Raw genomic sequence first — 26,783 nt, forward strand, 5'->3', positions numbered from 1 at the left:
ACCCCACCCTCGGCGGGCGTCTGCGTGCTCCGACCGGTCTGACTGACCGCCACACGTGTCCGAGAAGCTGCCCCTGATCCGCGGGTTCGGGGGCGACATCTCGGACACGTGTGCTGTCGGCCGGCCACGCGTCAGAGCGTGTCCCCGATCATCCGGAGCACGGCTGCCTGGGCGTCGTTGAGCCGCGGGTCGAGGTCGACGGCGGGCACGTCCTGCTCCCGGAGCTGCCGCAACCGCCCGCCCATCGCCGTGTCGGCGTGCTGCGTCAGCGACGGGCCGAAGGCCGCGATGAAGACTTCCGTGACCGCACGGACGTCGGCGTCGGAGGCGTCCGCGGGCAGCGCCTCGAAGCGGGCGGCGAAGTCGTCGTACTCGCTGTTGCCGCGTACGTCGTTGAGCACCGCCGCGAGCTCGTGCAGGTCGTCAGGCGTCCCGCCGGCCTCGTAGAGACGGGCCAGCAGGACCGAGGCGTCGTGCTCAAGGTCGGCCAGGTCCGACTCCTCCACCCCGCCCACCGCCTCGAGGAACTCGGCCAGCGCGGGCGTCAGGTCCGGCCGCGCACGCGAGGTGCGGAGCTCGCTCACCCGTCGCAGCTGCCCCTCGAGGTGGGCGATGCGCTCGCGCAGCTGGGTCTCGAGGTCGGCGAGCAGGTCCGCGCTGGCGGTGTCGGCGGGATCGTCGAGGAGCGTGGCCATCCGCTCGAGGGGTACGCCGAGCTCGGCGAGGGTCCGGATGCGGAGGAGCCGAGCGACGTGCGAGAGCTCATAGGTGCGATAGCCGTTGGTGCCCCGGCCGGGCTCGGGGAGGACGCCGACCTGGTGGTAGTGCCGGAGCGTGCGGACCGAGACGCCTGCCAGCTCGGCGACCTCCTTGCTCCTCACGCCGCGACCTCCGCGTCCGGAGTCGAGGTGGGCGCCGAGGAGAGGTCGCGCAGCGACGGGAGGAAGAGTGCGGCGACTGCCACGACCGCCCACAGCGCGCCGATCGCGAGGCCGGCCGCCTCCACGGAGACCTGGTCGACGAGCACCGCGGTCCCGAGGATGCCGAGGGACGGCGCCACGGTGAGCAGGGCGTTCTGGGTGCCGGTCACTCGGCCGCGCAGCTGCTCGGGGATGCGCTCGGTCATGAGGACGCCGAGCACGGTGCTCACCATGCCCCCGAACGTACCGACCATCGCGGCCCCGCCGAGGACGAGCCACACCGACGGCAGCGAGCCGATCACGAGCAGCCCGGCCGCGGAGCCGAGCAGGCCGACGACCAGCCAGACCCGTCGCGGCAGCCGCGTGCCGACAGCGGCGTACACGCCTGCCCCGACCAGCATGCCGACGGCCAGGGAGCTGAGGACGAGGCCGAGCCGACCCTCGTCGCCCGTCATCGTGAAGTGCACCGGGAGCAGGAGCCCCTGGACGGCGGCGAGGCAGGAGGCGAGGACCAGCGTGAGCGCCGTGACGGTCAGCAGGAACGGGCTGCGCAGGAAGAGCAGCGACCATCCCTCGGCCAGGTGGGCCAGCACTGCGCGCGGCGACGAACCGACCGTCGACACCTCGATGACGCCGACGTCGCGCGGAAGGACGAGGGTGATGAGGGCGGCCAGCAGGGACATGCCGGCGGTGACCCAGAGTGCCTCCGTCCCGTCCAGCACGGTGACCAGGCCCGCCGCGATCGCCGGGCCGACGATCATCGTGATCGCGGCCGTGCCCTCGCGGAGCCCGACCAGCCGGTCGACGGTCCAGGTGCTGCGGCGCGCGACCGGCAGGAGGAGGGCCTCGCGAGCGGTGAGGCCGGGTACGTCGCCGAACGACCCGAGGATGCCGAACAGCACGAACCAGCCGAGGCTGAGGTCCGTGAAGAGCGCGGTGACCGGCAGCGCTGCGACGGCCGCACCGGAGATGACGTCGGTCAGCACGGACACCCACCGCCGGTCGTACCGGTCGACGACGCTGCCCATGAACAGCCCCGCCACGAGCGCCGGCAGCGCAGTGGCCGCCGCGACGAGGCCGGCGTCGAGCGCACTTCCGGTGGTCTGCAGCACGACCAGCGGCAGGACGACGGCCGCGACCGAGTTGCCGAGGAAGGAGATGCCGTAGGACGTGAGATAGGCGAGCACCGAGCGGTTCATGCGCCCAGTCGAAACCATGACGCTACGTCGGGCTCAAGTCTTCACCACGTAGGCGTCGTGGTCCGAGAGCCGCTTGCCGTCGTACGACGCCTCGATGCGCGTCGCGACGGCGCTCGAGCCACGAGCCACGGCGATGTGGTCGATGCTGAGCAGGCCGTCGATCACGTGCGGGAGATCTGCGGTCGGGACGTCGAGGTCGAGCTCAGCCAGCGCGGACTGCAGTGCCCTGCGACCACCGAGGGAGCCGGCGTACTCCCGACCGCTCAGCGCATGGTTCCAGTCGCCGCCCCACACGAGGGACGGCGCTGCCCGGAGATGGACGAGCAGGTCGTCGATCGCGTGCGCGGTCTTGTCGACGTGACGCGACCCGACCCACGGCGGCCGTGACCCACACGCCTTCCACGGCAGGATCGAGCTGACGTACGTCGTCGTGCCGATCGTCGCGGACGCGCTGGCGGGGTGCGGGTCGGGACACGACGACATCGGCAACCGGCTCGCGATCCCGGCCCACCTGCGTCGCTGGGCCATCAGCGACCCGGACATGTGGAGCGCGTAGCCGGGCAGGCTGGTCCGTTCGCCCACCTCGGTCAGCAGCCAGACGTCGCAGTCGGCGTCGAGCAGCAGGGTGGCGTGGTGGTCCGACCAGCGGCCGGCGAGGTTCCAGGTCCCGATGCGCACGGCGTGATCCTCACAGAGAGTGGTGAGGTGCGGGGATCAGTCGACGAGCTCAGCGGGACTGATGCTCGACTCCGAGCCCGAGGCGGAGGCGCTCTCAGCCAAGGCGCAGGAGCTGATCACCCGTCACGCCCTCGGCCAGCTCATGGACCCCACTCGTGCGGATTCGGGCGCCAGCACCCCGCTCGTACGTCGACTCTGGCTGGACGCGCCCTACACCCGCGCCAGGCAGGACCCAGTGTCGGTGGGCTTCCCTAGAGTTCGTGGTGTGGGGATCGCGGGGGCGATCCGGACGGGGGTCGATGAGATGAGTGACGAGCTCGAGCGTCGGTGGGACGACGCGGTGGACACGGCGTGGCGGGGATTCCGGCAGCGACTGGCCGACAGGCTCGCCGAGCTCGCGGATGGCGACGGGCTGGCGCTCGACACCGGACCGGAGCACGAGGCGGTGACCACGTGCGAGGTGACACTTGCGGATGGTGTCCTGTGGGTGCAGGTCGTCTCCGACGGCAGGTCCGAGGTGTGCCTCCAGCTGGAGCCGCGCGAGGTCGATCGGGCCGCAGTGGTGGTGGTCCGGGCGCTGCGCGAGGTCTACGGCGTGCTGCACCCGGTCTACCTGGAGGCCGAGGGCCTCGAGCCTGAGCGCACGGGCTTCAAGCCGTTGCCGCCCAAGCCGCTGAGGGCGCAACGGCCAGACCTCGACGCGGTCGTTCGTGCCACCTCCGCGGACGACGTGCGGGCCGTGATCGACCTCGCCGTGGCGGAGATCTACGGCGAGACGCTCGAGTGGGACGACGACGGTGACCTGGGCCTGCCGACCGACGAGTCGTGCGTCTGGGTCCTGGTCAACAAGCATGCTCCGCACGCCCTGCTCACCTGCCTGCTGGTCGACGGGGTCGAGGACGAGTCGGCTGCGCTCGCCGAGGTCAACCGGCTCAACGGGACTGAGCTCGGCCTGAGCTTCGTCCTGGTGGGTGGCCGGATCAGCGTCACCCGCGAGCTCGGGCTGGCCGCGGCAGTTCCTTCCGCGGTGGGGATCGAGCTCCAGCGGCTGCTCACACAGGTCGACGGCTGGGCGCAGGAGCTGTCCGAGGCGCTGCGTGCGGCGAGCGAGCCCTCGGGGGAGCCGAAGGGCAGCCGCTTCGCGACGGCGTACGCCGTGATGGCCGAGCTCGAGCGCGAGGAGCGTGGGTCGGTCGGTGCGATCGCGATGCTGCGGATCTACGACAACGACCCCGGGCTCATGCTCAAGGCGATCCGGATCACCGAGCAGCGCCGCCGCGAAGCCAGGGCCAAGGTGCGCGCCGCGCGTGCGGAGGGCCGGCGCACGAAGGAGAAGGTGCAGCAGGCGCGCCACGACTACCTCCGTGACCTGGCGTCGCGGATGCGTGGGGCACTGAGGTTGCTGGTCGACGGGCCCGTCCGCAAGCCGCAGCTCGACCAGCTCGCGCTGTTCGACGAGGACGAGGCTGGGACGGGCCGTTGAGGGCGTTCCGCACGCGGCCGGTCGCGTTCGATGATGGGGTGGTCGCATGCCACGCCTGATCCCGGAGTCGCCGACCTTCACCACTGACTCGGAGCGGGAGGTGTGGGAGCGGCTGCGCGACAGCCTCGGTGACAACGACGTGCTCGTTGCCAACCTCCGCCTCACCGACGAGATCAAGGACCACGAGGCCGACATCGTCGTGCTGATGCCCGGCATCGGCATCGTCGTGCTCGAGGTGAAGGGCAGCAGCGTCTGGTGGGACGACGGCTGGTGGATCAAGCGTCGCGGCAAGGACACGCCGATCCACCCGGTCGACCAGGCGCGCGACGCGAAGTACGCCCTGCGCACCTACGTCGAGCGCGACGCACGCTGGGGCAGCCGCACCCGCGTCGCGTGGTCGCACGCCGTCGTGACTCCCTACTCCGAGTTCGGCGACGACTTCGCCCTGCCTGACCTGCCGCGCTGGTCGCTCCACGACAAGGGCGAACAGGCGCACCTCGTCGGGCGCCTCCGTCAGACCGCGACGAAGATGACCCACGGGCAGCGGGTCGCGACGCCCGACGACGTCGACGAGATCGCGGAGATCCTGACCGGCCGGCTGCCCACGTCGTACGACGTCCGCGCCGAGGCCGACGAGCGCGCGGCGGTCGCTGACCGACTGACCCTCGAGCAGGCCACGATCCTCCGGGTCACCCGGCTGCTCCACCGGGTGGAGGTGCGCGGCGGGGCGGGAAGCGGCAAGACCGTGCTCGCGCTCCAGCAGGCCAAGGAGCTCACCCGCGGCGGGCACGAGCGACCGCGCCAGCGCGTCGCGCTGCTCTGCTACTCGATCGGCCTGGCCGAGCACCTCAAGCGCGAGGTCGCGACCTGGGACCGGAAGCACCGTCCGGCCTTCGTCGGGACCTTCCACGACTTCGGTCGCCAGTGGGGCGCGGCCGACGGCGACCGGCAGGACAGCCAGTTCTGGGAGGAGCACCTGCCGGCGCAGATGGCCGAGCTGGCGGCAGGCCTCGACGACGGCAAGAAGTACGACGCGGTCATCGTGGACGAGGCGCAGGACTTCGCCGACTCGTGGTGGACACCGGTGCTCCGTGCACTGCGTGACGAGGAGGAGGGTGGCCTCTACCTCTACTCCGACGAGAACCAGCGCATCTTCGCTCGCTTCGGTCGGCCGCCGGTCGCGCTCGTCCCACTGGTGCTCGACCACAACCTGCGCAACACCAGGCAGATCCACGAGTCCTTCGGTCCGCTCGCGCCGAGCCGCATGTACTCCCGCGGCGGGGAGGGGCCAGTCGTCCGTGTCGTCGACGCTGCGGGTGAGGACCCGCTCGGAGTGGCGGACGACGAGGTGGACCGGCTGCTCGACGCCGGCTGGGACCCGAAGCACGTCGCGCTGCTGACGACGGGACACCGCCACCCGGCCCAGGTCGAGCGCACCGACTTCCACGACCAGGACGGCTACTGGAAGACCTTCTGGGACGACGACGTCTTCTACGGCCACGTCCTCGGGTGCAAGGGCCTCGAGCGCCGTGCCGTCGTGCTCTGCCTCAACGAGGACGGGTCGCGCGACCGCGCTCGCGAACGGCTCTATGTCGGGATGTCGCGTGCGACCGACGAGCTGGTCGTCGTCGGTGAGCCGGAGACCGTACGACGCGTGGCGGGCGACGACGTGGCGCGGCGGCTCGGGATCTGAGCGTGCGCGCAAGCTCTCGCGTGCCCGGGGTGGACCCGGCCGCGGCTGCACGAAAGCCTTCGTGCAGGGACGGGCGCGGGTCGCGAGCCGTGCACCGGTTCTTGCACTCGGTCAGGACCACTGGCGGCGCATGACCGTGGTCGCGGCGAACGGGTCCTCGCCCGACACCGCAGTCAGGATGCCGGCCCCCTCGGGCCGAGCCGTCGCCAGCAGCCGGCCGTCGCCGACCCAGGTGCGCCAGGTCGCGAGGTAGTGACCGGCGCTGGTGGCGTTGCGCCCGAGCACAGTGGGGACGGGGTGCCACGCCTCACCTGACGGGGCGGCAGCGGCCAGGGCGGATCGGGCACCGGCTCGTGTGCGGATCCGGCGGCCCGGGTCCCTCAGCTGGGCCGAGGTCCAGCGGGACACGAGGTAGCGCGGCGCGCCGACCGGGGCGATGGCCTCGTCGAAGGCAGCGGCGAACACCTCGGCATCGGCTTCGGAACCGACGAGCCGGAAGCGGTACTCCCCGCCCGGGTGGACGTCGGCGGCGAGGGCCGACGCCCCCACACCCGTCAGTCCGGCGGCGAGGAGCGCGTCCGCGACGGCGGCGGCGACCGCCTCGAGCGGGGGTACCCCGGTGGTCAGGGCGAGCTGCGAGTGCACCCACGCCGTGAGCACCTCCGCGTTCCGATGCCCGCTGATGACGGCACCGCCGGCGGCCAGGACGCCGAGCGCGCCAGCGGCCACCAACTGCCCGACGCCCGGGAGCACGGCGGCGACACCGCCGACGCCGGCTGTGCCAGCGGCGAGCGACAGCGGCGTACGCCAGCTGGTGTCCGGCACCGCGGCCTCGGTCGACAGACCGTCCGACGTCAGGCGCCACGTGGGGGCGACCGGCGTGAGCACCACGACGCGGTCGGGAGGCGCGAGGGAGGTGCCGGCAGAGCGCCGGACGCGCAGCGACGCCAGGGTGACGTCCTGGTACGGCTCACCCACCCTCCAGAGGTCGCGGATCGCGTCGCGGTCAGCCGCGGCGACCAGCATCCGCGCGTTGTAGCCGTCGAACGAAGCGACCGGCGGCGGTGCGAAGGGGGAGAAGGACGCGTCGATGTGGGCGACCCCGTCGACGATGTCCCCGTCGGCGTCGACGCCGTGGAACCCCTGGTGCTTGCGGACCAGTCGGAACCAGTCGTTGTCGCCCTTCGGGTGCGCCTCCGACACGCACACGACCGTCCAGTTGGTGGCGACCTTCTCCGGCCAGGTCGGGTCGGTGCGCAGCGCCCGTCCCCGGGTCTGGACGACCGCCGTCAGCGTCGTGGCGGTGGTGAGGTCGATGAGGGTGGAGACGCCGCGTGCGTTCCAGCCCTCGCCGAGGAGCCCGCGGGTGCCGACGAGGACCTGCGTCCCGCCGGACTCGAAGAAGGCGGTGACGTGGCCGACCCAGGTCCGCGAGGTCCACCCCGCCGTGCACGTCGCCACGACACCCTCGCTCGACACGACGAGCCGACCGGCCAGCTGGGGGTCGCGGGTCGCGACGAAGGCGACGAGGTCGCGCAGCGTGGACTCGGAGGCGGCGACGACGGACCCGGTGACCAGCATCGGCTGGAGCACCGCGGTGTCCGGCGCAGCGAGGAGCGCCTCGAGTGCGGCCACCGCCGAACCGGCCTCGGCGTCCTGGACACCGTCGAGCGTGACCGGAACCGTCGCCGACGCGCGCTCGTGGTCGCACAGCACCAGCACCCGGGCTCGTACGCCGATCGCGGCATGCTCGGCCGCGATGATCTGGGCGGCCGCGCCCGGCTTGGCGTAGGACCGGGCCAGCACCCGGTCGACGGTGGACCTCCCTCGACGTACGCCCCGGCGGGTCCACGCGTAGCCGACCGACGGCAGCGCTGCCTTCACCGTCGCCAGCACCTCCGCGTCCCGCACGTCGGAGGAGACGGCGACGTGGTGGAGCAGCCAGTCGCCGAGGAGGCCGACCCAGTCCTCGGCGGACGGTGGGTGGCGGTGCTCCTCGCGCAAGCGTGCGCCGACGGGCAGCCCGAGCAGGCCTGCGTGGTGCATCCGCAGCGCCGCGTCGCAGAGGTCGGGCTCCCGCTCGGCGAGCGCCGCCCACGTGGTCGTGGCGGGCACCGGGTCGACGTACCGCGCCGTGAGCCACTCGTAGAACCCGACCGACCCGAAGCCCGGCGTGGTGAGCAGGGTGGTGAGCTCGGTGAAGCGGAGCGCCTCGCCGGTGAGCCAGTCCTCCTCGGTCGGGGTGGGCGTGGTCAGCCAGACCAGCTCGTCGAAGGGCGCGAGGTGGCCCTCCTTGACGACCGCCGGCACCGACACGCGGTAGCGGATGCTCCCGAACAGCTCGTCGACGAGGGCGCGCTGCTCGGCGGTGAGGCTCTCGGGCGGGGTGGCAGTCAGGGCGAGGACATGCGCGGTCGACACCGCCTCGAGCAGCTCCGCCAGCAGCCGGCCCCACACCTCGAGCAGGTGGTGGCACTCGTCGAGGACCAGCACCAGGTCGGGCTCCGTGCGGATCCGGTCGAAGAGCGCCACGCCGTTGGGATGGAGTCGGTCGACAACCGTGACCGCGGCGTCGGTCGCTTCGGAGTCGAAGACCGCGAGGGACTGGTAGGTCAGGCAGGTCAGGGCGGCGGCCAGCGACCGGTCGTCACTCGCGTCGAGACCCATGACGCGTGCCTCGGCGATCCACTGGGACTGGATCGCGGTGTTGGGGGCGAGCACGACGGCCTTCACGGCGGGATCGGCCCGGAGTCGGTCGGCGACGGCCTCGAGACCGACGCGGGTCTTCCCCGCACCCGGGGGCAGCACGACCCAGGCGCGCGGGCGATCGGACCCGTCCCACGCCCGCGCGAGCGACTCCAGGGCCTCGCGCTGGTGGATGCGCAGGGGCGGCGGACCGCTGACCGTCACCTGTCCTCCTCGCCCCGGTGTGCCGGCGGAATCGTCGCACGTCTGGCGCCTGTTACCCGTCCGACGTAGAGTTTACTCATGCAGGTAACACGGTCGGTCACCGCCGAAGCACGACGGGCGCAGATCCTCGAGGCGACCATCGCCGTGGTCGCCGAGGAGGGCTTCGCGCGCGCCACCTTCGCGCGCATCGCCGAGCGCGGCGGCCTGTCCAGCACCCGGTTGATCAGCTATCACTTCGCCGGCAAGGGCGAGCTCGTCGCAGCACTGGTCCAGCACGTCGTCGCGGGGATCGGGGCGCACGTCGGCGCACGGGTGGCGGCCGCGTCGACCGCGCGCGGCCGGCTCGCGGCGTACGTCGAGGGCGTCGTGTCGTACGCCGACGTCCACCGAGCACCGATGTCGGCGCTGCTCCAGGTGGCGATGGCCGGTGCCGGCGGGGCGACGACGCAGGAGCCCAGCGACCTCGGCCACCTCGAGCGGATCCTGCGCGACGGGCAGGAGTCGGGCGAGATGCGGGCCTTCGACGTCAGCGTGATGGCGACGACCGTGCAGCGCGCCGTCGAGGTCGTTCCGTTCCGGTTGCAGGCCGAGCCCGACCTCGACTGCACGGCGTACGCCGCCGAGCTGGTCGAGCTGTTCGACCGCGCGACGAGGGCCGAGGCGTGACCCTCCTGCGGCCGGTGATCGGCATCGCCGGATCCACCGCGCTCTACTACCTGCTGCGCCACCTCGGCGTCAGCGTGTACGCCGCGCTGGTCGTCGGCGCCGTGGTGTCGCTGCTGCCGGCGTGCGTCTCGCTGCTGCGCGGGCAGCGGCCCGGCGGGCTCGAGGCGTTCTTCACCGTGCTGCTGTTCGCGAGCTTCGCCGTCGCGCTGCTGCCCGGCGACGAGCGGTTCCTGCTCGCCAAGGACGCCCTGGTCACCGGCGGCGTCGGCTTCTGGTTCCTCGCCAGCCTCCGCTGGGCCGAGCGTCCGCTGGCCTACCAGTTCGCGAAGCCGATGATCGAGGGCCGCGGTGGCTGGGTCGGTGACTGGGAGCGTCGCTGGCGAGAGGACGCGTGGTTCCGCCGGATGTGGCGCACCTCGTCGGCGTGGTGGGCGGCCGGCACGCTGCTCGACGCGGTCGCGCGGGTCGTGCTGGCGTACACGCTTCCCGCCGACGTCGTGCCCGGTCTGAACCTCGCGCTGTACGTCGTCACGCTGGTCGTGCTCAACGTCGTCACGACAGTCGTCTACGTCCGTGCCGGCGCGATCCGGGGGCGACGACGGGCCGCGTCCTGACCTCAGGACCGGTCGAGGTCGACCACGAGGTCGGCGGCGTCGCGGGTGGCGGCGACGAGCCGGGCGTTGGCCTCGTCGCTGCGCAGCACCCACTCCCGCGCCTCGGCAGGCGACTTGCCGAACTGCTCGTGCCGCGCGATCAACCGAGCCAGGCGCAGGTCGTCGTCCACGTCGACGTACCAGACCTCGGCCAGCAGGGGACGTACGCGCTCCCACCCGCCACCGGGCAGCAGCAGGTAGTTGCCTTCCGTCACCACCAGCCGTGCGGACGGCTCGATCGCGATGGCCGCGGCGAGCGGTTGCTCGAGCCCGCGCTCGAAGCCGGGCGCGAGCAGCGTCTGGTCCGGCGAGGCGTGCAGCCGGGACAGTGCGGAGACGTAGCCGTCGACGTCGAAGGTGTCCGGCGCGCCCTTGCGGTCGCGGCGCCCGAGCCGGTCGAGCTGCACGTCGTCCAGGTGGAAGCCGTCCATCGGCAGGTGCGCGACGTCAGGCCCCAGCTCGGCCAGGAGCGACGCGGTCAGCGTCGACTTCCCTGCACCGGGCGGCCCGGTGATGCCGAGGACGACGCGCCCGGGCCGGGCGAGCAGGTCGGTGGCGCGCGCGGCGAGCTCGTCGAGCGAGGGGGTCACCGGGTGCGCAGAACCGGGCCGGCAGCGAGGGGTCCCATGGCGCGACTCTAGGCGTAGCGTCGCGGGCATGGCCGGTCTCGAGGCAGTCCTCCGCCCCCACGTCGACGCCGGTGCGATCCCCGGACTGGTCGCGCTCGTCGCGCGCGGCGACGACGTCGAGGTCGTCGCGCTGGGCAGCCAGGGCACGAGCGGTACGCCGATGCAGCGCGGGTCGATCGCCCGGGGAGCCTCCATCACGAAGCCGCTCATGGCCGCCCTGACGATGATGCTCGTCGAGGACGGCAGGCTCGACCTCGACGACCCGGTCGCCGGCCTCCTGCCCGAGCTGGCCGACCCCCGGGTGCTGCGGACGCCGACCAGCGAGCTCGACGACACCGTGCCGGCGGAGCGCCCGATCACCGGACGTCATGTCCTCGCGAGCACCTCCGGGCACGGCTTCGCGACGGTTGAGACCCCGGTCGTCCCGGCGCTGATCGAGCAGCTCGGCCAGGCGTCGATGGAGCTCGACAAGGTGCCTGCGCCCGACGAGTGGGTGCGTCGCCTCTCGGGCATCCCCCTCATCCACCAGCCCGGCGACGGCTGGACCTACAACGCCTCCTACGACCTGCTCGGCGTGCTGCTCGCGCGGGCGTCCGGCCAGGACCTGGCGACCCTCATGGCCGAGCGGATCCTCGAACCGCTCGGCATGGTCGACTCCGGCTTCCACGTCCCGGCCGACAAGCGGGACCGGTTCACCACCCTCCACGGCCACGACGACCGGGGCGAGCTGACCGTCAGCGACGAGCCCGACGGGTCGTTCGCCGAGCCGCCGCCGTTCGCGTCGGGTGCCGGCGGCATCGTCACGACCGTCGACGACATGCTCGCCTTCGGCCGGATGCTGCTCGCTGGGGGCGGTGGGCTGCTCGCGCCGGAATCTGTCCGTCAGATGACGACCGACCACACGACGCCGGAGCTCCGCGAGATGGGCGGGTTCTTCCTCGACGGCCAGGGCTGGGCCTACGGCGGCGGTGTCGACACCTCGGTCCGCGAGCCGTGGAACGTCGTCGGCCGCTACGGCTGGGTCGGCGGCACCGGCACGTCGGCGTACGTCATCCCGAGCCACGGCTCGGTCAACGTGCTCCTCACCCAGGTCGAGCTCGGCAGCCCGGAGTCGACCGCGGTGATGGAGGCGTTCTGGACCTACGCCGCGAGCTAGCCACCCCGACGGGCGTGGTGTCGCCGGGTGCCGTGGCTACCGTGGATCGCATGACGGACGAAGAGCAGCAGGCAGCGGTCGAGGCAGCCCAGCGCGTGGTCGACGAGGTGAGCTCCTACCAGTACAGCGCGGAGGACGACACCATCGCCCAGCAGCTCGACGAGGGGCTCGCGAAGGCCCAGGTCTCGCTCGACGACGACGAGCGGGCGCGCGTCCTCGCCGCGATCGACGGCATGAAGGACGAGCAGTCGCAGGCGCCGCAGGTCCGCGCGGCGACCCCGGTGGAGTGAGGTCGTCATGGACGTCCGTGGACTGCTGACCGAGGGCTTCGGCCGCATCACCGAGCTGTACGCCGGCCTCGTCGACGGTCTCGACGACGCCACCCTCCACGATCGACCGGGCGGCACCGGCAACCCCGTCGGCTGGCTGCTCTGGCACCTCGCGCGGGTGCAGGACGACCACGTCGCCGACCTCGCGGGGGAGCAGCAGGTGTGGGAGAGGTTCCAGGAGCGCTTCGGCCTTCCGAACGGCACCGACGACATCGGATACGGCCACACCAGTGAGCAGGTCGACGCCCTGCGCATCGAGGACCCGGCCCTGCTGGCCGAGTACCACCACGAGGTCACCCTCGCGACCGCGCGCTACCTCGAGGGAGTCGACGAGGACGAGCTCGAGCGTGTCGTGGACGAGCGATGGGACCCACCGGTCACCGCCGGAGCACGTCTGGTCAGCATCCAGTCCGACTGCCTCCAGCACCTCGGGCAGGCCGCCTACGTGAAGGGCCTCCTCGGCTCCTGACGTCTGCTTCGGCGACGGACAGGCCTTAACCGCACGTTGAGGAGCGGGGGAAGCGGCCTTATCCCGCCTCCCGGCACGGTGGTCGTCGTACGCACGAGAAGTCGACCACAGGAGCAACCACGATGAACACCATCAGCCGCCGCACCCGCCTCGCGACCGCCGCCGTCCTCGCGCCCCTCGCCCTCGGGCTGGTCGCCTGCGGCGGGGACGACGACAGCGACGACGCCCCCGCGACCACGTCCTCCGAGACGTCGACCACCGACAACAGCACGACCGACGACAACAGCACGACCGACGACAGCGGCACGACGGACGGCGCAGGCACCACCACGATCGAGGGTGACGTGGAGACCGCCGCCCGGACCGCCCTCGGCGAGGTCGACGGCACCGTCTTCACCGTCGACCACGACGGTCAGGGCTGGGACGTCACGATCGTGACCGCCGACGGGGTGGAGAACGACGTCGAGCTCAGCGCCGACGCCACCGAGGTCACCCGCGGGCCGGTCGCCGACACCGACGAAGACGCCGACGACGCGGCCGAGCGCGAGATGCTCCTCGGTGCCTCGCTCGACTACGCGGCGGCGATCGAGGCCGCGGCGGGCGAGGTCCAGGGCACGGTCACCGGCGTCGACCTGTCCGACGACAACGGCACCGCCGTGTGGGAGGTCCAGCTCAACGAGGACACCGCCGACGAGACCACGGTCGACGTCGACGCCGAGACCGGCGAGGTGCTGCGGGTCGAGCTCGACGACTGATCGTGCCTGCGAGACTGGCCGCATGCCCGCCGAGCTCCTCGTCCGCGAAGCGGGCCACTCGCCGGTCAAGGGCATGCGGCACCTCGCCCACGAGCGCGTGGAGCTCGACGAGCACGGCCCGGTCGGTGACCGGCGCTGGTGCGTGGTCGACGTACGCGCCGGGCGGGTGCTGCGCACCGTCCAGCACCCGTCACTGATCAGCGTCGTCGCGCGGCACGACGGCGAGGTCCTCTCGCTCGAGCTGCCGTCCGGGGAGTCGGTCGCCGCCGAGCCGGTGCCGACCGGCCGGACGGTCACCTGCGACTACTGGGGGAGGGCCGTGCCCTTGGCCCCACTGAGGGTCCGCACGCCGCGCTGCTGGGCGACCTGCTCGGCAACGACGTACGTCTGGCCGAGGCCCCTCGTGGCGGCGTCGTGTTCGCCGCACCGGTCACGATCGTCGGCACCGCCTCGCTCGCCGCACTCGCCGAGGAGGTCGGTGGACCAGTGGATTCGGCCCGGTTCCGGGCAAACCTCGTGGTCGAGACCGACGAGCCGTGGGTGGAGGACTCGTGGCTCGGCGCGGAGGTGGGCGTCGGCGGCGCGATCGTCCGGATCGGGGGACCGGTGCCGCGGTGCGCGGTCATCGACCACCACCCCGTGACCGGCGAGCGGGACGCACGGCTGCTCACGGCGCTGGTCCGGAGCCGTCCGACCAACCGCGCGGGCGAGCCCTTCCTGGGCGTGTACGCCGACGTGGTGCGGCCCGGGATCGTGCGGAACGGTGCCATTCTGGCTGGTAGGGCGCATACTCGAAGCAAATGACCACTTCGCGCGGCTCACGGCCGAAGCACCTCTCGAGCAGTCCGTTCAAGCCTGCTGTCGAGCCCGACATCGAGGTCTTCGAGGTGGGTGACCGGGTCACCCACGACCTCTACGGACTCGGCCGGGTGACCCAGGTCGACAGCCACGCGGTCACCGTCGACTGCGGCGCGCAGTCGGTGCGCATCCGCCCGCCGTACGCCAAGCTCCACCACCTCTGAGGTCAGTGGCGCGACCCGACCGGACCACTTCCGGCAGTGGTCCGCATGACCAGAGGAGCATGACCGAGTGAGCTGCTGGACAGCGGTGGAAGCGCTCTCATAGCGTGATGGGCGTCACAATCTCTCGGGAAAGAGGTTCCATCATGCGCTCCCTCCGTGCGCTCCTCGGACTGCTGGTCGCCCTCGCGATCGGCTTCACCCTGGCCAGTCCGGTCGCCCCGGCGACCGCCGCCGGTCCTGACCGGCTGCCTTTCGACATCACCAACAACTCGCAGCGCGGGGAGGACGTCTTCCTCTACGTCGTGGGTGTCGACCTCAACTCCGGCCGCCTCGGCTACGTCAGCCAGGACGGCACGTTCACCGCGTGGTCCGGCGGCACCAACCCGCCGAGCCCCGCGCCCGACGTGTCGATCCAGATGGGCGGCTCCGGGTCGAGCACGACCGTCAACGTGCCTCGCGGCTTCTCGGGTCGCCTCTACATGTCCTTCGGCGAGAAGCTGCCGTTCTCGCTCACCCCGGACGGCCTCGTGCAGCCCGCCCCGTGGGCGCCGGGCGACTCGTCCGAGAACATCCTGTTCGACTGGAGCGAGTTCACCTACAACGACGCCGGGCTCTGGCTGAACAGCTCGCAGGTCGACATGTTCGCCGTGCCGCACGCCGTCTCGGTGACCGAGGCCAACGGCAACTTCCTCGAGACCGGCAGGCTCAAGGCCGGCGGCCGCGACGCCGTCATCAACGGCCTGCGCGACCAGGGCGGCTGGGACGGCCTCATCCGCACCCGCGGCGACGGCACCGTGCTGCGCGTGCTCGCCCCCGGCAAGGGTGCGGACTCGGGGTCGTTCGACCCGGACTACCTCGCCCCCTACATCGACGAGGCCTGGGGTGCGTACTCCAGCAGGACGCTCACCGTGCAGCCGTTCGGTGACCGCCCGGACGTGAAGTTCTTCGGCACCACCTCCGGCAGCACGATGAGCTTCACCGACACCACCGGCGCCCAGGTCGCGTCGTTCCAGAAGCCCTCGACCAGCAACGTCTGGGGCTGCGACGGCAACCTCGGCGCGCCCAACGACCAGGTCGTCGGCCCGATCGCCCGCACGCTGTGCGCGGCCCTGCACCGCTCGACGCTCGGCCGCCTCGACACCCAGCCCAGCGGCACGGCGTCGGACTTCTACCAGGGTGCGATCACCAACCACTACTCGCGCCTGATCCACCAGAACATGGTCGACGGCCGGGCCTACGGGTTCGCCTTCGACGACGTCCAGGCCCAGGAGTCGCTGGTGCACAGCGGCGACCCGCGCCAGGCCGGGATCACGCTGAACCCGTTCTGATTCGGGCTCTCAGCACCGCTGTAACGCCGGGTTACGTGCTGTACCCACCCCTCTGCAGCAGGGTGGGTACAGCCACGAACCCGGCGTTACAGCGCGGGACGGAGGACGCTCAGGCCAGCCTCGCCTTACTGGAATCGTTCAAGAAAAGGCGGTTAGGTAGGTGTCAGCACACCGATCCGACCCAGATCTCGAGGGAGAGCCATGACCCAGACCGCCACCCCCAGCGCCACGGCCCACACCGCGCACCCCGCCTTCCAGGCCTCGGAGCGCCTCGCCGGCCACCTCCAGGCGCTGCTCGTCGACCTGACCGACCTGCACCTCCAGGGCAAGCAGGCCCACTGGAACGTCGTCGGCAAGAACTTCCGCGACATGCACCTCGTCCTCGACGAGGTCGTCGACGCCGCCCGTGCCTTCTCCGACGACGTCGCCGAGCGGATGCGCGCCGTCTACGTCACGCCCGACGCCCGCGCGAAGTCCGTCGCCGAGCAGTCCTCGCTCGCGGAGTTCCCGGCCGACGAGGTCAACACGGGCGACTGCGTGAACCTCATCGTCGCCGCGCTGTACGCCGTCGCCGGCACGGGCCGGCGCATCCACGACGAGGTCGACTCCGAGGACCCGACCTCCGCCGACCTGATCCACACCATCCTCGAGCGCATCGAGCAGCTCGCCTGGATGATCGACGCGGAGAACCGCATCGCCAACAGCAGCCTCCCGCGCTCCTGGAGCGAGTGAGAGCGAGTGAGCGGCGTACGCCACCACGCTCGACCCACGTGAACAGGGCCGGTCCTTCGGGACCGGCCCTTTCGCATGCTCCCGGCTGCTCGCCGGAATCGCCGTCAGGCCAGGAGTGACGGCAGGAGCGAGTCGACACGCCCGCTGAGGATCGACAGCGCGTGCTCGCGGTGGTCCTCGGGGCCGGTGGCCCAGGACAGGAGCGTCTGGACGAAGAGCCCGTCGAGCATGCCGTAGGTCGTCGACGGGTCGAGGGCGGGCTCCTGGTCCGCCAGCTCGGCGTACTTCGACACCACGCGCCAGATCATCGCCTCGAGCTGGCCGTCGATGTCGAGCACGACCTCGCGGAGGGCCGGCTCGAACATCGACTGGTTGCGCAGGTCGTACCAGAGCTGGTGCATCGGACCCTCCTCGCGGATGGTCTCGGCGAGCTTGGCGGCGAAGCGCGACTGGAGCTCGGCCGCGGACGTCGAGGTCTCCACGATCTCGTCGTAGCGCGTCACGCAGGTGCGCTTGTAGTAGCGCACGCAGTAGGTGATCAGCTCCTGCTTGTCGGCGAAGTAGTAGTGCACGACCCCGTGGGAGAACGGTGAGTGCTGGGCGATCTCGCGCAGCGAGGTCTTGGCGTAGCCCAGCTTGCCGAGCGTGACGAGGGCCGACTCCGCGAGCTGGTCGCGCCGGTTGTCGTGCTTGCTCACGCGCGCCGCTGCGGAGGCCACCGGGTCGGCGACAGCGGGTGCAGGAGTGGGGGCCATGTCGATGATCCTACGCCCCTCGGACTTTTCTTGACATGTGTCCAAAGATTTCCTTGACAGTCGTCAAGATTCGGGGTCACTGTGATGGTCACCACACATCGCCCGACCACCTTCGAGGAGCCCCGGATGACTGGAATCGACCTGACCGGCCGCGTCGCACTGGTGACGGGAGGGGCCCAGGGACTGGGCGAGGGCATGGCCCGCGCGCTGGCCGCGGCCGGTGCGAAGGTGATGATCGCCGACGTCAACGAGGCGGGTGCCGACACCGCCGCCAGCCTGGGCGACGGCCACGGGTTCACGCGCCTCGACGTGACGGACGACGCCGGCTGGGAGGCGGCCACGGCAGGGTGCGTCGAGCAGCTCGGCGGGCTCGACGTACTGGTCAACAACGCCGGCGTCGAGATCAGCAGTCTCATCACCGAGGTGCAGACCGACGACATCCGCAGGATGCTCGACGTCAACATCCTCGGCACGGCGCTCGGCCTCAAGCACGGGCTCCGCACGATGCGCCCGGGCGGCGCGGCCGGCAAGGGCGGCTCGATCATCAACATTGCCTCGGTCGCCGCGACCATCGCCTTCCCGGCGATCGCGATCTACTCCGGCACCAAGTCCGCGGTCGACCGGATGACCCGCGTGGCCGCGATGGAGTCGGGCAAGCTCGGCTACGGCGTCCGCGTCAACTGCGTCTACCCCGGGCTCGTTCCGACCGCGATGGGCGCCGGCCTCGCCAACGACATGGCCGAGCTCGGCCTCTACCCCAGCGTCGAGGCGGCCATCGGCGCGGTCGTCGAGCTGACCCCGTCCGGCCGACTCGGCGAGGTCGAGGACATGGCCGACGCCGTGGTGTTCCTCGCCTCCGACCAGTCCCGCTTCGTCAACGGGGCAGGGCTGCCCGTCGACGGCGGCATGGGCATGTGATCGGGACCAACGAGACACCAGAGACCAGAGGAGATCGCCATGAGTGAGAAGAAGGTCGTCGTCTACGGAGCGTCCGGCTACACCGGCCGCCTGATCTGCGAGTACCTCCGCGAGTACAACGTGCCGTTCGTCGCGGCAGGCCGGAGCCAGGAGAAGCTCGAGTCCTCGATGTCGACCAACGTCGCCGGCATCGAGACCGCCGACTACGAGATCAGGACCGTCGACCACGACGTCGAGAGCCTGGCCGAGCTGTTCGACGGCGCCTCGGTCGTGTGCAACACGGTCGGCCCGTTCAGCACGCTCGGGCCCACCGTCGTCGAGGCCGCGCTGAAGGCCGGCGTGCACTACACCGACACCACCGGCGAGCAGGACTGGCTGCTCGACTGCGACGCCAACTGGGGCGAGCAGTACGCCGAGGCCGGGTTGCTGCTCTCACCCGGCATCGCGCAGATGTACACCACCGGTGAGATCGCCGCGCAGCTCTGCCTCGAGAAGCCCGGCCTCGACACCCTCGACATCGCCGTCTTCTGGGGCGGTTCCCCGACGATCGCCTCGACCGAGACGATCCTCGTTAACGCCGCCTCGTCCGCCGCGCACTTCCTGGAGCAGAACGCGTACGTCCCCTTCGACCCCGCGCAGGGGCTGGTGCCGCTCGTGGTCCCCGGTCAGCACGAGCTGGCGCAGTCCCTGCCCTGGGGTGGCACCTCGCACCCGGTGTGGTTCAAGCGAGACCCCCGCGTGGCCAACTGCAAGGCGCAGGGCGGTGTCTTCAACGCCGCTCTGATGAACGGCGTGCCGCAGATCGTCGCGGGTGCCCTCGAGGCCACGAAGGACATGAACGCCGACGACCGGGCCGCTGCACTGACGGCGACGGCGCGCCAGGTGATGGACCAGATGCCGCCGCGCGAGAACCCGCGCGTCAACAAGTCCCTCGACTCGGTCCACGCCTCGGGTCCGCTCGGCCGCGCGCACTGCGTCATCCACGGGAACAGCAACTACAAGCAGACCGGACTGATGCAGGCGTACGCCGCCTACTCGCTGCTGCAGCAGCCGCCCAGGCGGGTCGGCTTCGCGTCGGGCTGCCAGGCGTTCGGGCACCACGAGCTGCTCGGTGTGCTGCGGTCGTTCGGCCTGGTGTCGTCGCCGGTGCTGACCACGCAGGACTGACGGCGTACCCCCATGCGGCTGCACGACTACCTCGACAAGGGCGCCAGCCTCGGCGCTGACCGCCCGTGCCTCACCACCGACGGCACCTCGATGTCGTACGCCGACGTGGTGAGGCTGTCGCGGGACGTCGCGGCCGCGTTGGTGGCGCGGGGCCTCGGCACAGGTGGTCGGGTCGCGATCCTGTCGGCCAACGACCCGGTGGCGTTCACGTGCGTCTTCGGGATCAGCCGCGCAGGAGGCGTGTGGTGCCCGGTCAACCCGCGCAACGAGGCCGCGGAGAACCAGGAGCTGCTCGAGCTCTTCGGCGCCGAGGTGGTTGTCTACCAGTCCGGCTTCTCCTCGCTCGTGGCCGCGATCCGCGATGCCCTGCCGGGCGTCCATACCTGGGTCTGCCTCGACGGGGTCGACGACGGTTCGCTGGCGTTCGACCAGTTCGTGGCGCTCGGTGACCCCACTGCGGTGCCCGCCCTTCCCGAGCGCCCCGGTGCCGACGAGCTCGCGATGCTCGTCGGCACCGGCGGCACGACCGGCCGGCCCAAGGGCGTGATGCTCACGCCGACCAACCTCGAGACGATGACCGCGCTGACCTTGATGGGCTATCCCTTCGACGGTCCGCCGGTCTACCTCGCGCTCGCGCCGCTCACCCACGCCGCCGGGGTGCTGTGCTTCCCGGTGCTGTCGCTCGGCGGGGAGGTCGTGATCATGCGCTCGCCGGACGTCGGCGCCTTCCTCGGCCTGGTCGCCGCGCACCGGGTGACCCACACGTTCCTGCCGCCGACGCTGATCTACATGGTGCTCAGCAGTCCGGCGCTGGAGAGCACGGACCTGTCGAGCCTCCAGTGCTTCTGGTACGGCGCTGCGCCGATGTCGGCGTCGCGGCTCGAGGAGGCGCTGACCCGGATCGGCCCGGTGATGGCGCAGCTCTTCGGGCAGACCGAGGCGCCGATGATGATCTCGATGATGCCGCCGGCCGACCACTTCAACCCGGACGGGTCCGTGGCCACGTCCCGCCTCACCTCCGCCGGCCGCCCGTCACCCCTCGTGACGGTCGCGATCCTCGACTCCTCGGATCGACCGGTGCCGCCGGGGGAGCGGGGCGAGATCTGTGCCCGCTCGTCGCTGGTGATGGCGGGCTACTGGAGGAACCCCGACGAGACGGCCTCGACGTTGGCCAACGGGTGGCTGCACACCGGCGACATCGGGTTCCTCGACGAGGAGGGGTTCCTCCACATCGTCGACCGGGCCAAGGACATGATCATCACCGGCGGCTTCAACGTGTACTCGACCGAGGTCGAGCAGGCGGTGCTGGCCCACGAGGCGGTCCAGGACTGCGCGGTCATCGGCCTGCCTGACGAGAAGTGGGGCGAGCGGGTAGTGGTCGTCGTGCAACCCCATGCCTCCGCGTCGGTCGACCCAGCCGAGCTCACCGCCTTCGTGAAGGCGCGCATCGGCTCGGTCAAGGCGCCCAAGGAGGTCCACGTCTGGGACGACCTGCCTCGCTCGAAGGTGGGCAAGGTGCTGAAGACGGAGATCAAGTCGTCGTTGGCCTCGTAGTTCCGGGTCTCGTCGCGCGGTCGGCACCCGTCCAGTGCGTGGGGATCCTTCGGGCTCCAAGTACGTCGGAACGCCTACCCGTCGGTTCCCCGGTCGTGAACGTCGCCAGCGAACATCTCGATGTCATCGAGTGCGTCGGCGGCAGCGCCTGCCAGCTCGGGGTCGTCGCTCATCGCACGGAGGTGCGGAAGGACGACGTCGGCATCGATCGCGCGATGGACGCGCGCGATGTGTCCGAGAGCAACGACCGCGGCGCGTCTCACCTGAGGTGATCGGTGGGATGCGAGCTCGATCGATCGGCCGGTGAGCCAGTCGGGGTCGACGTCCGTCAACGACAGAGCGATCAGCCGTTCGCTGATCAGGTCGGGATCATCCGCCTCGATCGATTCGGCCAGGCCCGCCCGTGAGGTGGGCTGAGGATCTGAGAACTGGTTCGTTCCTGCCCTCACGACATCAGTCCCGCGACCTCGGCGCGGGCGCGGAGCTCGGGGCCGAGCAGATCGAGCACCGGCGCGCCATCGGGGAGTGCGGGCAGCATCTCGACAATTCCTACGTCGATGAGGTTGCGGACGTCGAAGTCGCCTTCGGCAAACTCACCCTCGAGCCACCTCGCGATCGCCGATGCGCGCTCGGGTTGCTTCCGGCTCTGCTCGTCGAGCCAGGACGCGACGTCGCCCATGAACAGATAAGGCAGGATCTCGCCCTCCTGATCCTCGAGGTGCGCATCGAGCAGGAGCTTCAGCTCCGACGCTTCGGAGACGAGCCTGTTGGTGAGGTCGGCCTCGACGGTCACGATGAAGCGCTCGCTCGGATCTGGTCCCGAATCTCAATGAGCCACGAGCGGTAGTCGGCATCGGTGTCGCCTGCTCGGTACTGGGCGCCCCACGATGTGAGTCGTCGCTCGATCTCCCCCTCAGCCAGCTTCTCGCCCAGAAGATCGTCGATCTCCTGCGCACAATCGATCACCAGCTGCGACTTCTCGGCGGCCAGGAATGCCCTCACGGTGTCGGAGGATTCGCCACCGTCGAGGATCCAGTCTTGGTGGAAGTAGGCGGACATCAGGTACTCAAGAGCTTCCATTTCTTCCTTCGATCAGTCCGGGAAGGACGTCAGTATGCGCCAACCAGTCGAAGCTTCTTGGTCGGGGACGAGCACCACCCTCATGCCGGTCGGGTGCGTCACCGTTCCGTCTCGCAGCACTGACGTACCTGTGACCTCGCCCATTTCCTCGACGAGTGTGAGGCGCCCGGTAGCACCCGCTGCGATCCACTGGTCGATGTCTTCGACACGGCGCTCGAGCACCGCCTCTATCAGTCGCTCTGCGGTCGCTTGGTCGGCGAAGGTCGAGGCCTGAGGAAGTTTTGGATGGTCGGTGAGACGTTCCGCCAGCTCGTCCGTCGTCTTGCCGACATGCTCCTTCATCGTGTGCCCGGGCGGCACTTCGTGGTCATTCAGCCAGCCGGGCTTGCGATCACGTGCGAACCACCCGAGCGGATTCTTCAGCTCACCGCGCTCATCCCGCGCCGGCACCCTGAGCCACCCGCCGATGCGGGCGCGGAGGTCGGCGAGGTCGTCGAGCACGCGCTCGAGGCGGGCGGCGGCGGTGGCGACGGAGGCGCGGAGGGCGGTGAGGAGGGCGACGAAGCGGGGGAGCTTCTCGCGGATCTTCTCCACCACCGCTGCGGCGGAGGCGCCGCCGCCGAGGCCACCGGACACGGCCGTGACGAAGGCCGAGATGGCGACGCCCTCGACGACCATCTTCCCGATCTCCTCGAGCAGCGCACGGGTGCGCTCGCGGGTGTCCTCGATCGCGTCGGCGTAGTCGTCGCACGCGGTGGCGATCGAAGTCAGCTGCCAGGCCGTGTCGAGGACGACGGACCGCAGCTCGCCCAGGGCGTCGGTGGCGACCGGGACCTCGGGCGAGCGTTGCGGCTCGAGGAACGCGACGGCGATGTCGACCTGGTCAGCCAGGCCGTCGGCGGACGACGCCGCGCGGCGCCAGTCGGTGGCGGCGGACCGCAGTGCCGGCACGTCGCCGCCGGGCCAGACGAACCCTTCGACCTGGTCGAGGATCCACGCGTCGACCCGGCCGAGCGAGACCTCCTGCGCTCCGAGGCTGGAGGGCGGCAGGGGCGGGCGGATGCGGACGAAGGAGTCGTCCAGCGCCCCGCCGTTGTACGCCGACACGGTGAAGGCCGCCGCTGCCTCGGCCCTCGCGTGCTCCGAGCCCGTCGCCGCCAGCAGCCGGCCGGCCCCGATGAACGCGTGCGTGAGGTCGGTCAGTGCGGCGAGCGCGGCCGGTGCACCGGCGTCGTACGCCCTTGCGAAGGACGCCGAGGTGGCGTCGTTGCCGGCCATGCCGGCGTACGCCCCCAGCCGCCCGCCGAGCGACTGGGTGAGCACCGCCGATGTCTGGTTCGCCGTCAGGCAGGCATCGGCCGCCCTCGTGAACCCTCCGCACTCCACACTGATCCGCACCCCTCCACCCTCAGCGGCTGAGGGGCGGTGCCACCACCCACGTCGAGCGATCTGTGGACAACCGGCCCGGGGAAGTGCAGGACGTGCGACGACCCGGCGGTCAGGACCGCCGGGTCGTCGCACGTCGTGGAGCTGGTGTCAGGCGCCCACGAGGCGCCAGCGCGCGAGGTTCGCCGCGACCGCACGCGAGTAGTGGCCGTCGGCCGCATCGGCGATCGCGCGCAGGGCCGACAGGGCCGTGACCATCTCGTCGCGGTGCGCGCGCCAGGTGTCGTAGGCCGACCGCTCGGCGTTGGCGGCCACGCCCAGCCAGTGGTCGCCGAGGCCGGCCTGTGTCCGGTCGACCTCGGCGGCCAGGGCGAGCAGGTCGCGGTGGCAGGACGCCAGCTCGCGGACCGCGCCGCGCAGCTCGTCGAGGTCGACGTCGTAGGCGGTCATGCCGGGCTCACCCGAGCCGGCGGCCGAGCTGGCGCGGGAGGACGACGATGCTCTCGTCGAGGTCGACGAGCTCGTCGCGAGCCAGGTCGAGGGCGCCGAGCAGGGCGGACAGGGAGTCGATCACCTCGTTGGCGGCGTCGTCCCACTCCTGCCAGCGCGTGCTGAAGTGCGAGGACGCGTCGCCGCGCCACGACGCGAGCAGGGAGCCCACGCTGGACTCGGCGGCTCTCCGGCGTGCCTCGATGTCCGCCAGTCGCGAGGACAGGGTGTCCGATGCCATGACGTGGGCGTTGCGGTCGAGGGCGAGCTTCCCGGAGACGATCATGTCTAGACCATCGCCCGCGCAGACGGCCTGACAACAGACCCTTGACACGATCTGTGGACAACCGAGACGGGCCCTTTCGCTGGGCCCACCCGCAGGGGTCAGCGCGACGGCCTGTCCGACTCAGAGCCTAGGGTGTGGGCACCCCATCACGGAGGTTCTCCTGTGGACACCATGACCCCGGTCTACGGCTCGAGCACCCTGCTGCTCATCGCCGCCGCGGCCGTCGCCCTGCTGCTCGTCCTGATCATCGTCCTGCGGATGCACGCGTTCGTCGCGCTCGTGCTGGTGAGCCTCGGCACGGCCGTCGCCGCCGGTGTGCCGGTGGCCGACGTGCCGACCATCGCCATCGCCGCGTTCGGCAGCACGCTCGGACAAGTGGCGCTGCTCGTCGGCCTCGGCGTGATGATCGGTCGGCTGCTGGAGGTGACCGGCGGCGCCCAGGTGCTCGCCGACACGCTCGTCAGCAGGTTCGGCGAGAAGCGCGCACCCCTGGCGCTCGGCGTCGCGGCCCTGCTCTTCGGCCTGCCGATCTTCTTCGACGCCGGGCTCGTGGTCTTCCTGCCGATCATCTTCTCGGTGGCCAGGCGCTTCGGCGGCTCCGTGCTGATGTACGCCCTGCCCGCGGCCGGTGCGTTCGCGGCGATGCACGCGATCGTGCCGCCGCACCCCGGTCCGGTCACCGCCGCGACCGAGCTGGGCGCCAGCATCGGCCTCACGCTCCTCGTCGGCGTGGTGATCGCCGTGGTCGCGTGGATCGTCGGCGTCTACGTCGTCACCACCGCGTGGCTCGGCAAGGTGCACGTCCCGATCGACGACTCCGTGCTCACCGGCGGCCGCGACTCCGACACCGAGCACCCGCCGGCGTTCGCCCACGTGCTGGGGATCCTGCTGCTCCCGCTCGTGCTCATCGGCCTCAACACCGTGTTCACGACCCTGCGCACCAACGGCTCGATCAGCGAGGAGGGCGGGTTCGTCGACGCGCTGGTCTTCCTCGGGCAGACCCCGGTCGCCCTGCTGATCGCCCTGCTCGTCGCGACGTACACCCTCGCCATCCGGCGGCACTCGCGCGAGGAGGTGGAGACCCTGCTCAACGACGCGCTCGGCCCGATCTGCGCGATCATCCTCATCACCGGTGCCGGCGGCATGTTCGGCGGGGTGCTGCGCTACAGCGGCATCGGTGCCGCGCTGTCCGACTCGCTCGCCGACCTGGGCCTCCCGCTCATCGTCTCGGCCTTCGTGATCGCGACCATCCTGCGCGTGGCGCAGGGGTCGGCGACCGTGGCGCTCACGACGACGGCCGGCCTGATCTCGGCCGGTGTCGCCGACGCCGACCCGTCCTCGCTCCAGCTCGTCGCGCTGGTGCTCGCGATCGCGGCCGGGGCCACCGTGCTGTCGCACGTCAACGACTCGGGCTTCTGGCTGGTGAGCCGCTTCTTCGGCATGGACGTGAAGACCACGCTGCGCACGTGGACCGTGCTGGAGACCACGCTCGGCCTGTCGATCTTCGTGCTCGCGCTCGGGGTCTGGGCCGTCGGATGACGGGGGAGGGCCCGCTCCACCTCGTCTTCATGGGCGTCTCCGGTTCGGGGAAGTCCACCGTCGCCCTGGCCGTGCGCGACCGACTCGGCTGGGAGATGGCCGAGGGCGACGACTTCCACCCGCCCGCCAACGTCGAGAAGATGCGCCAGGGCATCGCGCTCACCGACGACGACCGCTGGGGCTGGCTCGGATCTCTGGCGGACTGGACCGCCGAGCGCGACCAGCAGGGTGATCCGACGATCATCACCTGCAGCGCCCTGCGCCGCTCCTACCGCGACGTGCTGCGCCGGGGCGGCGAAGGCACCTTCTTCGTGCACTGCACCGGCGACAAGGGGCTGCTCCTGCAGAGGATGGAGGCGCGCCAGCACTTCATGCCGCCGAGCCTGCTGGAGTCGCAGCTCGACACCCTCGAGCCGCTCCAGGCGGACGAGGAGGGGATGGACGTCGACCCGGCGCTGCCCGTCGACCGGATCGCCGCAATGGTGCTGGGCCGGCTCGGCCTCAGTTGAGGACGACGATGCCGATGTTCAGCGCCGTCGCGAACAGCACCCACGCGAGGTAGGGCACCAGCAGCCACGCCGCGACCCGTGACGTCCGCCGGGCGAGCACCACGAGGGCGGCCACCGCGAGGTCGAGCGCCACGATGTCGACGAGGGCGAGCACGTAGCGGTCCGCGGAGAAGAAGAGCGGCGTCCACGCGAGGTTGAGCACCAGCTGCCCGACCCACAGCCAGAGCACGCCGTCCCACCCACGGGATCGCCACAGCAGCCACCCGGCGACGCCGATGAAGAGGTAGAGCACCGACCACACCGGCCCGAACAGCCACCCGGGCGGCGCGAACGGAGGCAGCTCCAGAGCGTCGTACGTCGACCGCGCGGACGCCGCGGCGAGACCGCCGATGCCGGCGACCGCGATGACCGCGACGAGGAACGGGGCGAGCGTCCACCACTGGCGGACGGGCGGGACGGCGGACGCGTGCGTGCTCAC

At 71.3% G+C, this 26,783-nt stretch carries 30 protein-coding genes and 2 pseudogenes; 19 read left to right on the plus strand and 13 right to left on the minus strand.

Annotation, left to right across the window (positions count from 1 at the left end; all coding sequences use genetic code 11):
- Positions 1-131 precede the first annotated feature (131 nt).
- The 3 genes from EUA93_RS10855 to EUA93_RS10865 are packed head-to-tail and all read right to left on the minus strand — an operon-like array spanning position 132 to position 2,797.
- Positions 132-881 (minus strand): MerR family transcriptional regulator, encoded by a 750-nt coding sequence (locus EUA93_RS10855; protein WP_129400153.1) that lies wholly within the window; start codon positions 879-881, stop codon positions 132-134.
- Positions 878-2,119: an MFS transporter gene (locus EUA93_RS10860; RefSeq protein ID WP_129400154.1), complete on the minus strand. Its 1,242-nt coding sequence runs from the start codon at positions 2,117-2,119 to the stop codon at positions 878-880. Before EUA93_RS10860 ends, EUA93_RS10855 begins: the two co-directional genes overlap by 4 nt.
- A gap of 33 nt (positions 2,120-2,152) precedes the next feature.
- Entirely contained in the window at positions 2,153-2,797 is a 645-nt protein-coding gene (locus EUA93_RS10865) for an endonuclease/exonuclease/phosphatase family protein (RefSeq protein WP_129400155.1), read from the minus strand.
- A 61-nt stretch (positions 2,798-2,858) separates the two neighbouring features.
- Here EUA93_RS10865 and EUA93_RS22315 point away from each other — a divergent pair.
- The 3 genes and pseudogenes from EUA93_RS22315 to EUA93_RS10875 all read left to right on the plus strand — a co-directional run.
- Positions 2,859-2,927: pseudogene (locus tag EUA93_RS22315) on the plus strand (DUF2786 domain-containing protein); the annotation flags it as partial.
- 174 nt (positions 2,928-3,101) lie between these two features.
- On the plus strand, positions 3,102-4,280 hold the full coding sequence (locus tag EUA93_RS21580; RefSeq protein ID WP_165354997.1) for a T3SS (YopN, CesT) and YbjN peptide-binding chaperone 1: 1,179 nt from the start codon (positions 3,102-3,104) through the stop codon (positions 4,278-4,280).
- A 46-nt stretch (positions 4,281-4,326) separates the two neighbouring features.
- On the plus strand, positions 4,327-5,973 hold the full coding sequence (locus EUA93_RS10875; RefSeq protein ID WP_129400156.1) for a nuclease-related domain-containing DEAD/DEAH box helicase: 1,647 nt from the start codon (positions 4,327-4,329) through the stop codon (positions 5,971-5,973).
- 111 nt (positions 5,974-6,084) lie between these two features.
- Here EUA93_RS10875 and EUA93_RS10880 read toward each other — a convergent pair whose 3' ends face one another.
- A complete protein-coding gene (locus EUA93_RS10880; RefSeq protein ID WP_165355131.1) occupies positions 6,085-8,883 on the minus strand; it encodes a DEAD/DEAH box helicase family protein in 2,799 nt (932 codons plus the stop codon).
- A 78-nt stretch (positions 8,884-8,961) separates the two neighbouring features.
- Here EUA93_RS10880 and EUA93_RS10885 point away from each other — a divergent pair, with 78 nt between their 5' ends.
- A complete protein-coding gene (locus tag EUA93_RS10885; protein WP_129400157.1) occupies positions 8,962-9,549 on the plus strand; it encodes a TetR family transcriptional regulator in 588 nt (195 codons plus the stop codon).
- Positions 9,546-10,163: a VC0807 family protein gene (locus EUA93_RS10890; protein WP_129400158.1), complete on the plus strand. Its 618-nt coding sequence runs from the start codon at positions 9,546-9,548 to the stop codon at positions 10,161-10,163. The genes EUA93_RS10885 and EUA93_RS10890 overlap by 4 nt, the downstream gene beginning before the upstream one ends.
- A 2-nt stretch (positions 10,164-10,165) precedes the next feature.
- Here EUA93_RS10890 and EUA93_RS10895 read toward each other — a convergent pair whose 3' ends face one another.
- Complete coding sequence (locus EUA93_RS10895; protein WP_242497320.1) at positions 10,166-10,792, minus strand: nucleoside/nucleotide kinase family protein; 627 nt, start codon at positions 10,790-10,792, stop codon at positions 10,166-10,168.
- A gap of 67 nt (positions 10,793-10,859) precedes the next feature.
- Between EUA93_RS10895 and EUA93_RS10900 the strand changes: the two genes are divergently transcribed.
- The 9 genes and pseudogenes from EUA93_RS10900 (at position 10,860) to EUA93_RS10935 (ending at position 16,622) form a co-directional block, all read left to right on the plus strand.
- A complete protein-coding gene (locus tag EUA93_RS10900) occupies positions 10,860-11,987 on the plus strand; it encodes a serine hydrolase domain-containing protein (RefSeq protein ID WP_129400160.1) in 1,128 nt (375 codons plus the stop codon).
- Positions 11,988-12,037: 50 nt separating this feature from the next.
- Complete coding sequence (locus tag EUA93_RS10905; RefSeq protein ID WP_129400161.1) at positions 12,038-12,277, plus strand: hypothetical protein; 240 nt, start codon at positions 12,038-12,040, stop codon at positions 12,275-12,277.
- A gap of 7 nt (positions 12,278-12,284) precedes the next feature.
- Positions 12,285-12,785 (plus strand): mycothiol transferase, encoded by a 501-nt coding sequence (locus EUA93_RS10910; protein WP_129400162.1) that lies wholly within the window; start codon positions 12,285-12,287, stop codon positions 12,783-12,785.
- Positions 12,786-12,907: 122 nt separating this feature from the next.
- Positions 12,908-13,540, plus strand: a complete 633-nt coding sequence (locus EUA93_RS10915) for a PepSY domain-containing protein (protein WP_129400163.1) — start codon at positions 12,908-12,910, stop codon at positions 13,538-13,540.
- A 73-nt stretch (positions 13,541-13,613) separates the two neighbouring features.
- Positions 13,614-13,748 (plus strand): annotated as a pseudogene (locus EUA93_RS22025) (MOSC N-terminal beta barrel domain-containing protein); the annotation flags it as partial.
- Positions 13,749-13,954: 206 nt separating this feature from the next.
- Positions 13,955-14,344, plus strand: a complete 390-nt coding sequence (locus EUA93_RS22030; protein WP_242497321.1) for an MOSC domain-containing protein — start codon at positions 13,955-13,957, stop codon at positions 14,342-14,344.
- Positions 14,341-14,562: a hypothetical protein gene (locus EUA93_RS10925; protein ID WP_129400164.1), complete on the plus strand. Its 222-nt coding sequence runs from the start codon at positions 14,341-14,343 to the stop codon at positions 14,560-14,562. The genes EUA93_RS22030 and EUA93_RS10925 overlap by 4 nt, the downstream gene beginning before the upstream one ends.
- A 143-nt stretch (positions 14,563-14,705) precedes the next feature.
- Positions 14,706-15,890, plus strand: coding sequence for a beta-1,3-glucanase family protein (locus EUA93_RS10930; RefSeq protein ID WP_129400165.1), 1,185 nt, complete (start codon positions 14,706-14,708; stop codon positions 15,888-15,890).
- Positions 15,891-16,091: 201 nt separating this feature from the next.
- Positions 16,092-16,622: a Dps family protein gene (locus EUA93_RS10935; protein WP_129400166.1), complete on the plus strand. Its 531-nt coding sequence runs from the start codon at positions 16,092-16,094 to the stop codon at positions 16,620-16,622.
- A gap of 104 nt (positions 16,623-16,726) precedes the next feature.
- Here EUA93_RS10935 and EUA93_RS10940 read toward each other — a convergent pair whose 3' ends face one another.
- Positions 16,727-17,377: a TetR/AcrR family transcriptional regulator gene (locus EUA93_RS10940; protein WP_129400167.1), complete on the minus strand. Its 651-nt coding sequence runs from the start codon at positions 17,375-17,377 to the stop codon at positions 16,727-16,729.
- A 126-nt stretch (positions 17,378-17,503) separates the two neighbouring features.
- Here EUA93_RS10940 and EUA93_RS10945 point away from each other — a divergent pair, with 126 nt between their 5' ends.
- Genes EUA93_RS10945 through EUA93_RS10955 form a run of 3 tightly spaced genes read left to right on the plus strand, consistent with a single transcriptional unit; the run spans position 17,504 to position 21,016 of the window.
- The gene (locus EUA93_RS10945; RefSeq protein WP_129400168.1) at positions 17,504-18,295 is read left to right on the plus strand and encodes an SDR family NAD(P)-dependent oxidoreductase; all 792 of its coding nucleotides are present in this window, start codon (positions 17,504-17,506) and stop codon (positions 18,293-18,295) included.
- A gap of 39 nt (positions 18,296-18,334) precedes the next feature.
- Entirely contained in the window at positions 18,335-19,462 is a 1,128-nt protein-coding gene (locus EUA93_RS10950; RefSeq protein WP_129400169.1) for a DUF5938 domain-containing protein, read from the plus strand.
- A 12-nt stretch (positions 19,463-19,474) separates the two neighbouring features.
- The gene (locus tag EUA93_RS10955) at positions 19,475-21,016 is read left to right on the plus strand and encodes an acyl-CoA synthetase (RefSeq protein ID WP_129400170.1); all 1,542 of its coding nucleotides are present in this window, start codon (positions 19,475-19,477) and stop codon (positions 21,014-21,016) included.
- A gap of 74 nt (positions 21,017-21,090) precedes the next feature.
- Here EUA93_RS10955 and EUA93_RS10960 read toward each other — a convergent pair whose 3' ends face one another.
- The 6 genes from EUA93_RS10960 to EUA93_RS10985 all read right to left on the minus strand — a co-directional run bounded on the left by EUA93_RS10960 (position 21,091) and on the right by EUA93_RS10985 (position 24,257).
- Complete coding sequence (locus EUA93_RS10960; protein WP_129400171.1) at positions 21,091-21,465, minus strand: hypothetical protein; 375 nt, start codon at positions 21,463-21,465, stop codon at positions 21,091-21,093.
- Positions 21,462-21,809 carry a DUF7674 family protein gene (locus EUA93_RS10965; protein ID WP_129400172.1) on the minus strand — a complete coding sequence of 116 codons (348 nt, stop codon included), beginning with the start codon at positions 21,807-21,809 and terminating at the stop codon, positions 21,462-21,464. Before EUA93_RS10965 ends, EUA93_RS10960 begins: the two co-directional genes overlap by 4 nt.
- Positions 21,806-22,096: a contact-dependent growth inhibition system immunity protein gene (locus tag EUA93_RS10970; RefSeq protein ID WP_275937873.1), complete on the minus strand. Its 291-nt coding sequence runs from the start codon at positions 22,094-22,096 to the stop codon at positions 21,806-21,808. Before EUA93_RS10970 ends, EUA93_RS10965 begins: the two co-directional genes overlap by 4 nt.
- 12 nt (positions 22,097-22,108) lie before the next feature.
- Positions 22,109-23,419, minus strand: coding sequence for an RNase A-like domain-containing protein (locus tag EUA93_RS10975; RefSeq protein ID WP_129400174.1), 1,311 nt, complete (start codon positions 23,417-23,419; stop codon positions 22,109-22,111).
- Positions 23,420-23,632: 213 nt separating this feature from the next.
- Positions 23,633-23,932, minus strand: coding sequence for a WXG100 family type VII secretion target (locus EUA93_RS10980; protein WP_129400175.1), 300 nt, complete (start codon positions 23,930-23,932; stop codon positions 23,633-23,635).
- A 7-nt stretch (positions 23,933-23,939) separates the two neighbouring features.
- The gene (locus EUA93_RS10985; protein WP_129400176.1) at positions 23,940-24,257 is read right to left on the minus strand and encodes a WXG100 family type VII secretion target; all 318 of its coding nucleotides are present in this window, start codon (positions 24,255-24,257) and stop codon (positions 23,940-23,942) included.
- 171 nt (positions 24,258-24,428) lie between these two features.
- On the opposite strand from EUA93_RS10985, the gene EUA93_RS10990 reads away from it, so the two are divergent.
- Together EUA93_RS10990 and EUA93_RS10995 are read left to right on the plus strand one after the other, a co-directional pair.
- On the plus strand, positions 24,429-25,796 hold the full coding sequence (locus EUA93_RS10990) for a GntP family permease (protein ID WP_242497436.1): 1,368 nt from the start codon (positions 24,429-24,431) through the stop codon (positions 25,794-25,796).
- Positions 25,793-26,305 (plus strand): gluconokinase, encoded by a 513-nt coding sequence (locus EUA93_RS10995; RefSeq protein WP_129400178.1) that lies wholly within the window; start codon positions 25,793-25,795, stop codon positions 26,303-26,305. The genes EUA93_RS10990 and EUA93_RS10995 overlap by 4 nt, the downstream gene beginning before the upstream one ends.
- Here the strand turns inward: EUA93_RS10995 and EUA93_RS11000 are convergent.
- A complete protein-coding gene (locus tag EUA93_RS11000) occupies positions 26,298-26,783 on the minus strand; it encodes a TspO/MBR family protein (protein WP_129400179.1) in 486 nt (161 codons plus the stop codon). The two genes, EUA93_RS10995 and EUA93_RS11000, sit on opposite strands and share 8 nt — an antisense overlap.

The sequence above is a fragment of the Nocardioides oleivorans genome, from assembly GCF_004137255.1.
Taxonomy (GTDB): Bacteria; Actinomycetota; Actinomycetes; order Propionibacteriales; family Nocardioidaceae; genus Nocardioides; species Nocardioides oleivorans.

What these genes read in the sequence shown, in the direction of transcription:
- EUA93_RS10860 (WP_129400154.1), bottom strand. Translation starts at nt 2,119, where the DNA reads ATGAACCGCTCGGTGCTCGCCTATCTCACGTCCTACGGCATCTCCTTC.
- EUA93_RS21580 (WP_165354997.1), top strand. Translation starts at nt 3,102, where the DNA reads ATGAGTGACGAGCTCGAGCGTCGGTGGGACGACGCGGTGGACACGGCG.
- EUA93_RS10875 (WP_129400156.1), top strand. Translation starts at nt 4,327, where the DNA reads ATGCCACGCCTGATCCCGGAGTCGCCGACCTTCACCACTGACTCGGAG.
- EUA93_RS10885 (WP_129400157.1), top strand. Translation starts at nt 8,962, where the DNA reads ATGCAGGTAACACGGTCGGTCACCGCCGAAGCACGACGGGCGCAGATC.
- EUA93_RS10900 (WP_129400160.1), top strand. Translation starts at nt 10,860, where the DNA reads ATGGCCGGTCTCGAGGCAGTCCTCCGCCCCCACGTCGACGCCGGTGCG.
- EUA93_RS10905 (WP_129400161.1), top strand. Translation starts at nt 12,038, where the DNA reads ATGACGGACGAAGAGCAGCAGGCAGCGGTCGAGGCAGCCCAGCGCGTG.
- EUA93_RS10910 (WP_129400162.1), top strand. Translation starts at nt 12,285, where the DNA reads ATGGACGTCCGTGGACTGCTGACCGAGGGCTTCGGCCGCATCACCGAG.
- EUA93_RS10915 (WP_129400163.1), top strand. Translation starts at nt 12,908, where the DNA reads ATGAACACCATCAGCCGCCGCACCCGCCTCGCGACCGCCGCCGTCCTC.
- EUA93_RS10925 (WP_129400164.1), top strand. Translation starts at nt 14,341, where the DNA reads ATGACCACTTCGCGCGGCTCACGGCCGAAGCACCTCTCGAGCAGTCCG.
- EUA93_RS10930 (WP_129400165.1), top strand. Translation starts at nt 14,706, where the DNA reads ATGCGCTCCCTCCGTGCGCTCCTCGGACTGCTGGTCGCCCTCGCGATC.
- EUA93_RS10935 (WP_129400166.1), top strand. Translation starts at nt 16,092, where the DNA reads ATGACCCAGACCGCCACCCCCAGCGCCACGGCCCACACCGCGCACCCC.
- EUA93_RS10940 (WP_129400167.1), bottom strand. Translation starts at nt 17,377, where the DNA reads ATGGCCCCCACTCCTGCACCCGCTGTCGCCGACCCGGTGGCCTCCGCA.
- EUA93_RS10945 (WP_129400168.1), top strand. Translation starts at nt 17,504, where the DNA reads ATGACTGGAATCGACCTGACCGGCCGCGTCGCACTGGTGACGGGAGGG.
- EUA93_RS10950 (WP_129400169.1), top strand. Translation starts at nt 18,335, where the DNA reads ATGAGTGAGAAGAAGGTCGTCGTCTACGGAGCGTCCGGCTACACCGGC.
- EUA93_RS10955 (WP_129400170.1), top strand. Translation starts at nt 19,475, where the DNA reads ATGCGGCTGCACGACTACCTCGACAAGGGCGCCAGCCTCGGCGCTGAC.
- EUA93_RS10970 (WP_275937873.1), bottom strand. Translation starts at nt 22,096, where the DNA reads ATGGAAGCTCTTGAGTACCTGATGTCCGCCTACTTCCACCAAGACTGG.
- EUA93_RS10980 (WP_129400175.1), bottom strand. Translation starts at nt 23,932, where the DNA reads ATGACCGCCTACGACGTCGACCTCGACGAGCTGCGCGGCGCGGTCCGC.
- EUA93_RS10985 (WP_129400176.1), bottom strand. Translation starts at nt 24,257, where the DNA reads ATGATCGTCTCCGGGAAGCTCGCCCTCGACCGCAACGCCCACGTCATG.
- EUA93_RS10990 (WP_242497436.1), top strand. Translation starts at nt 24,429, where the DNA reads ATGACCCCGGTCTACGGCTCGAGCACCCTGCTGCTCATCGCCGCCGCG.
- EUA93_RS10995 (WP_129400178.1), top strand. Translation starts at nt 25,793, where the DNA reads ATGACGGGGGAGGGCCCGCTCCACCTCGTCTTCATGGGCGTCTCCGGT.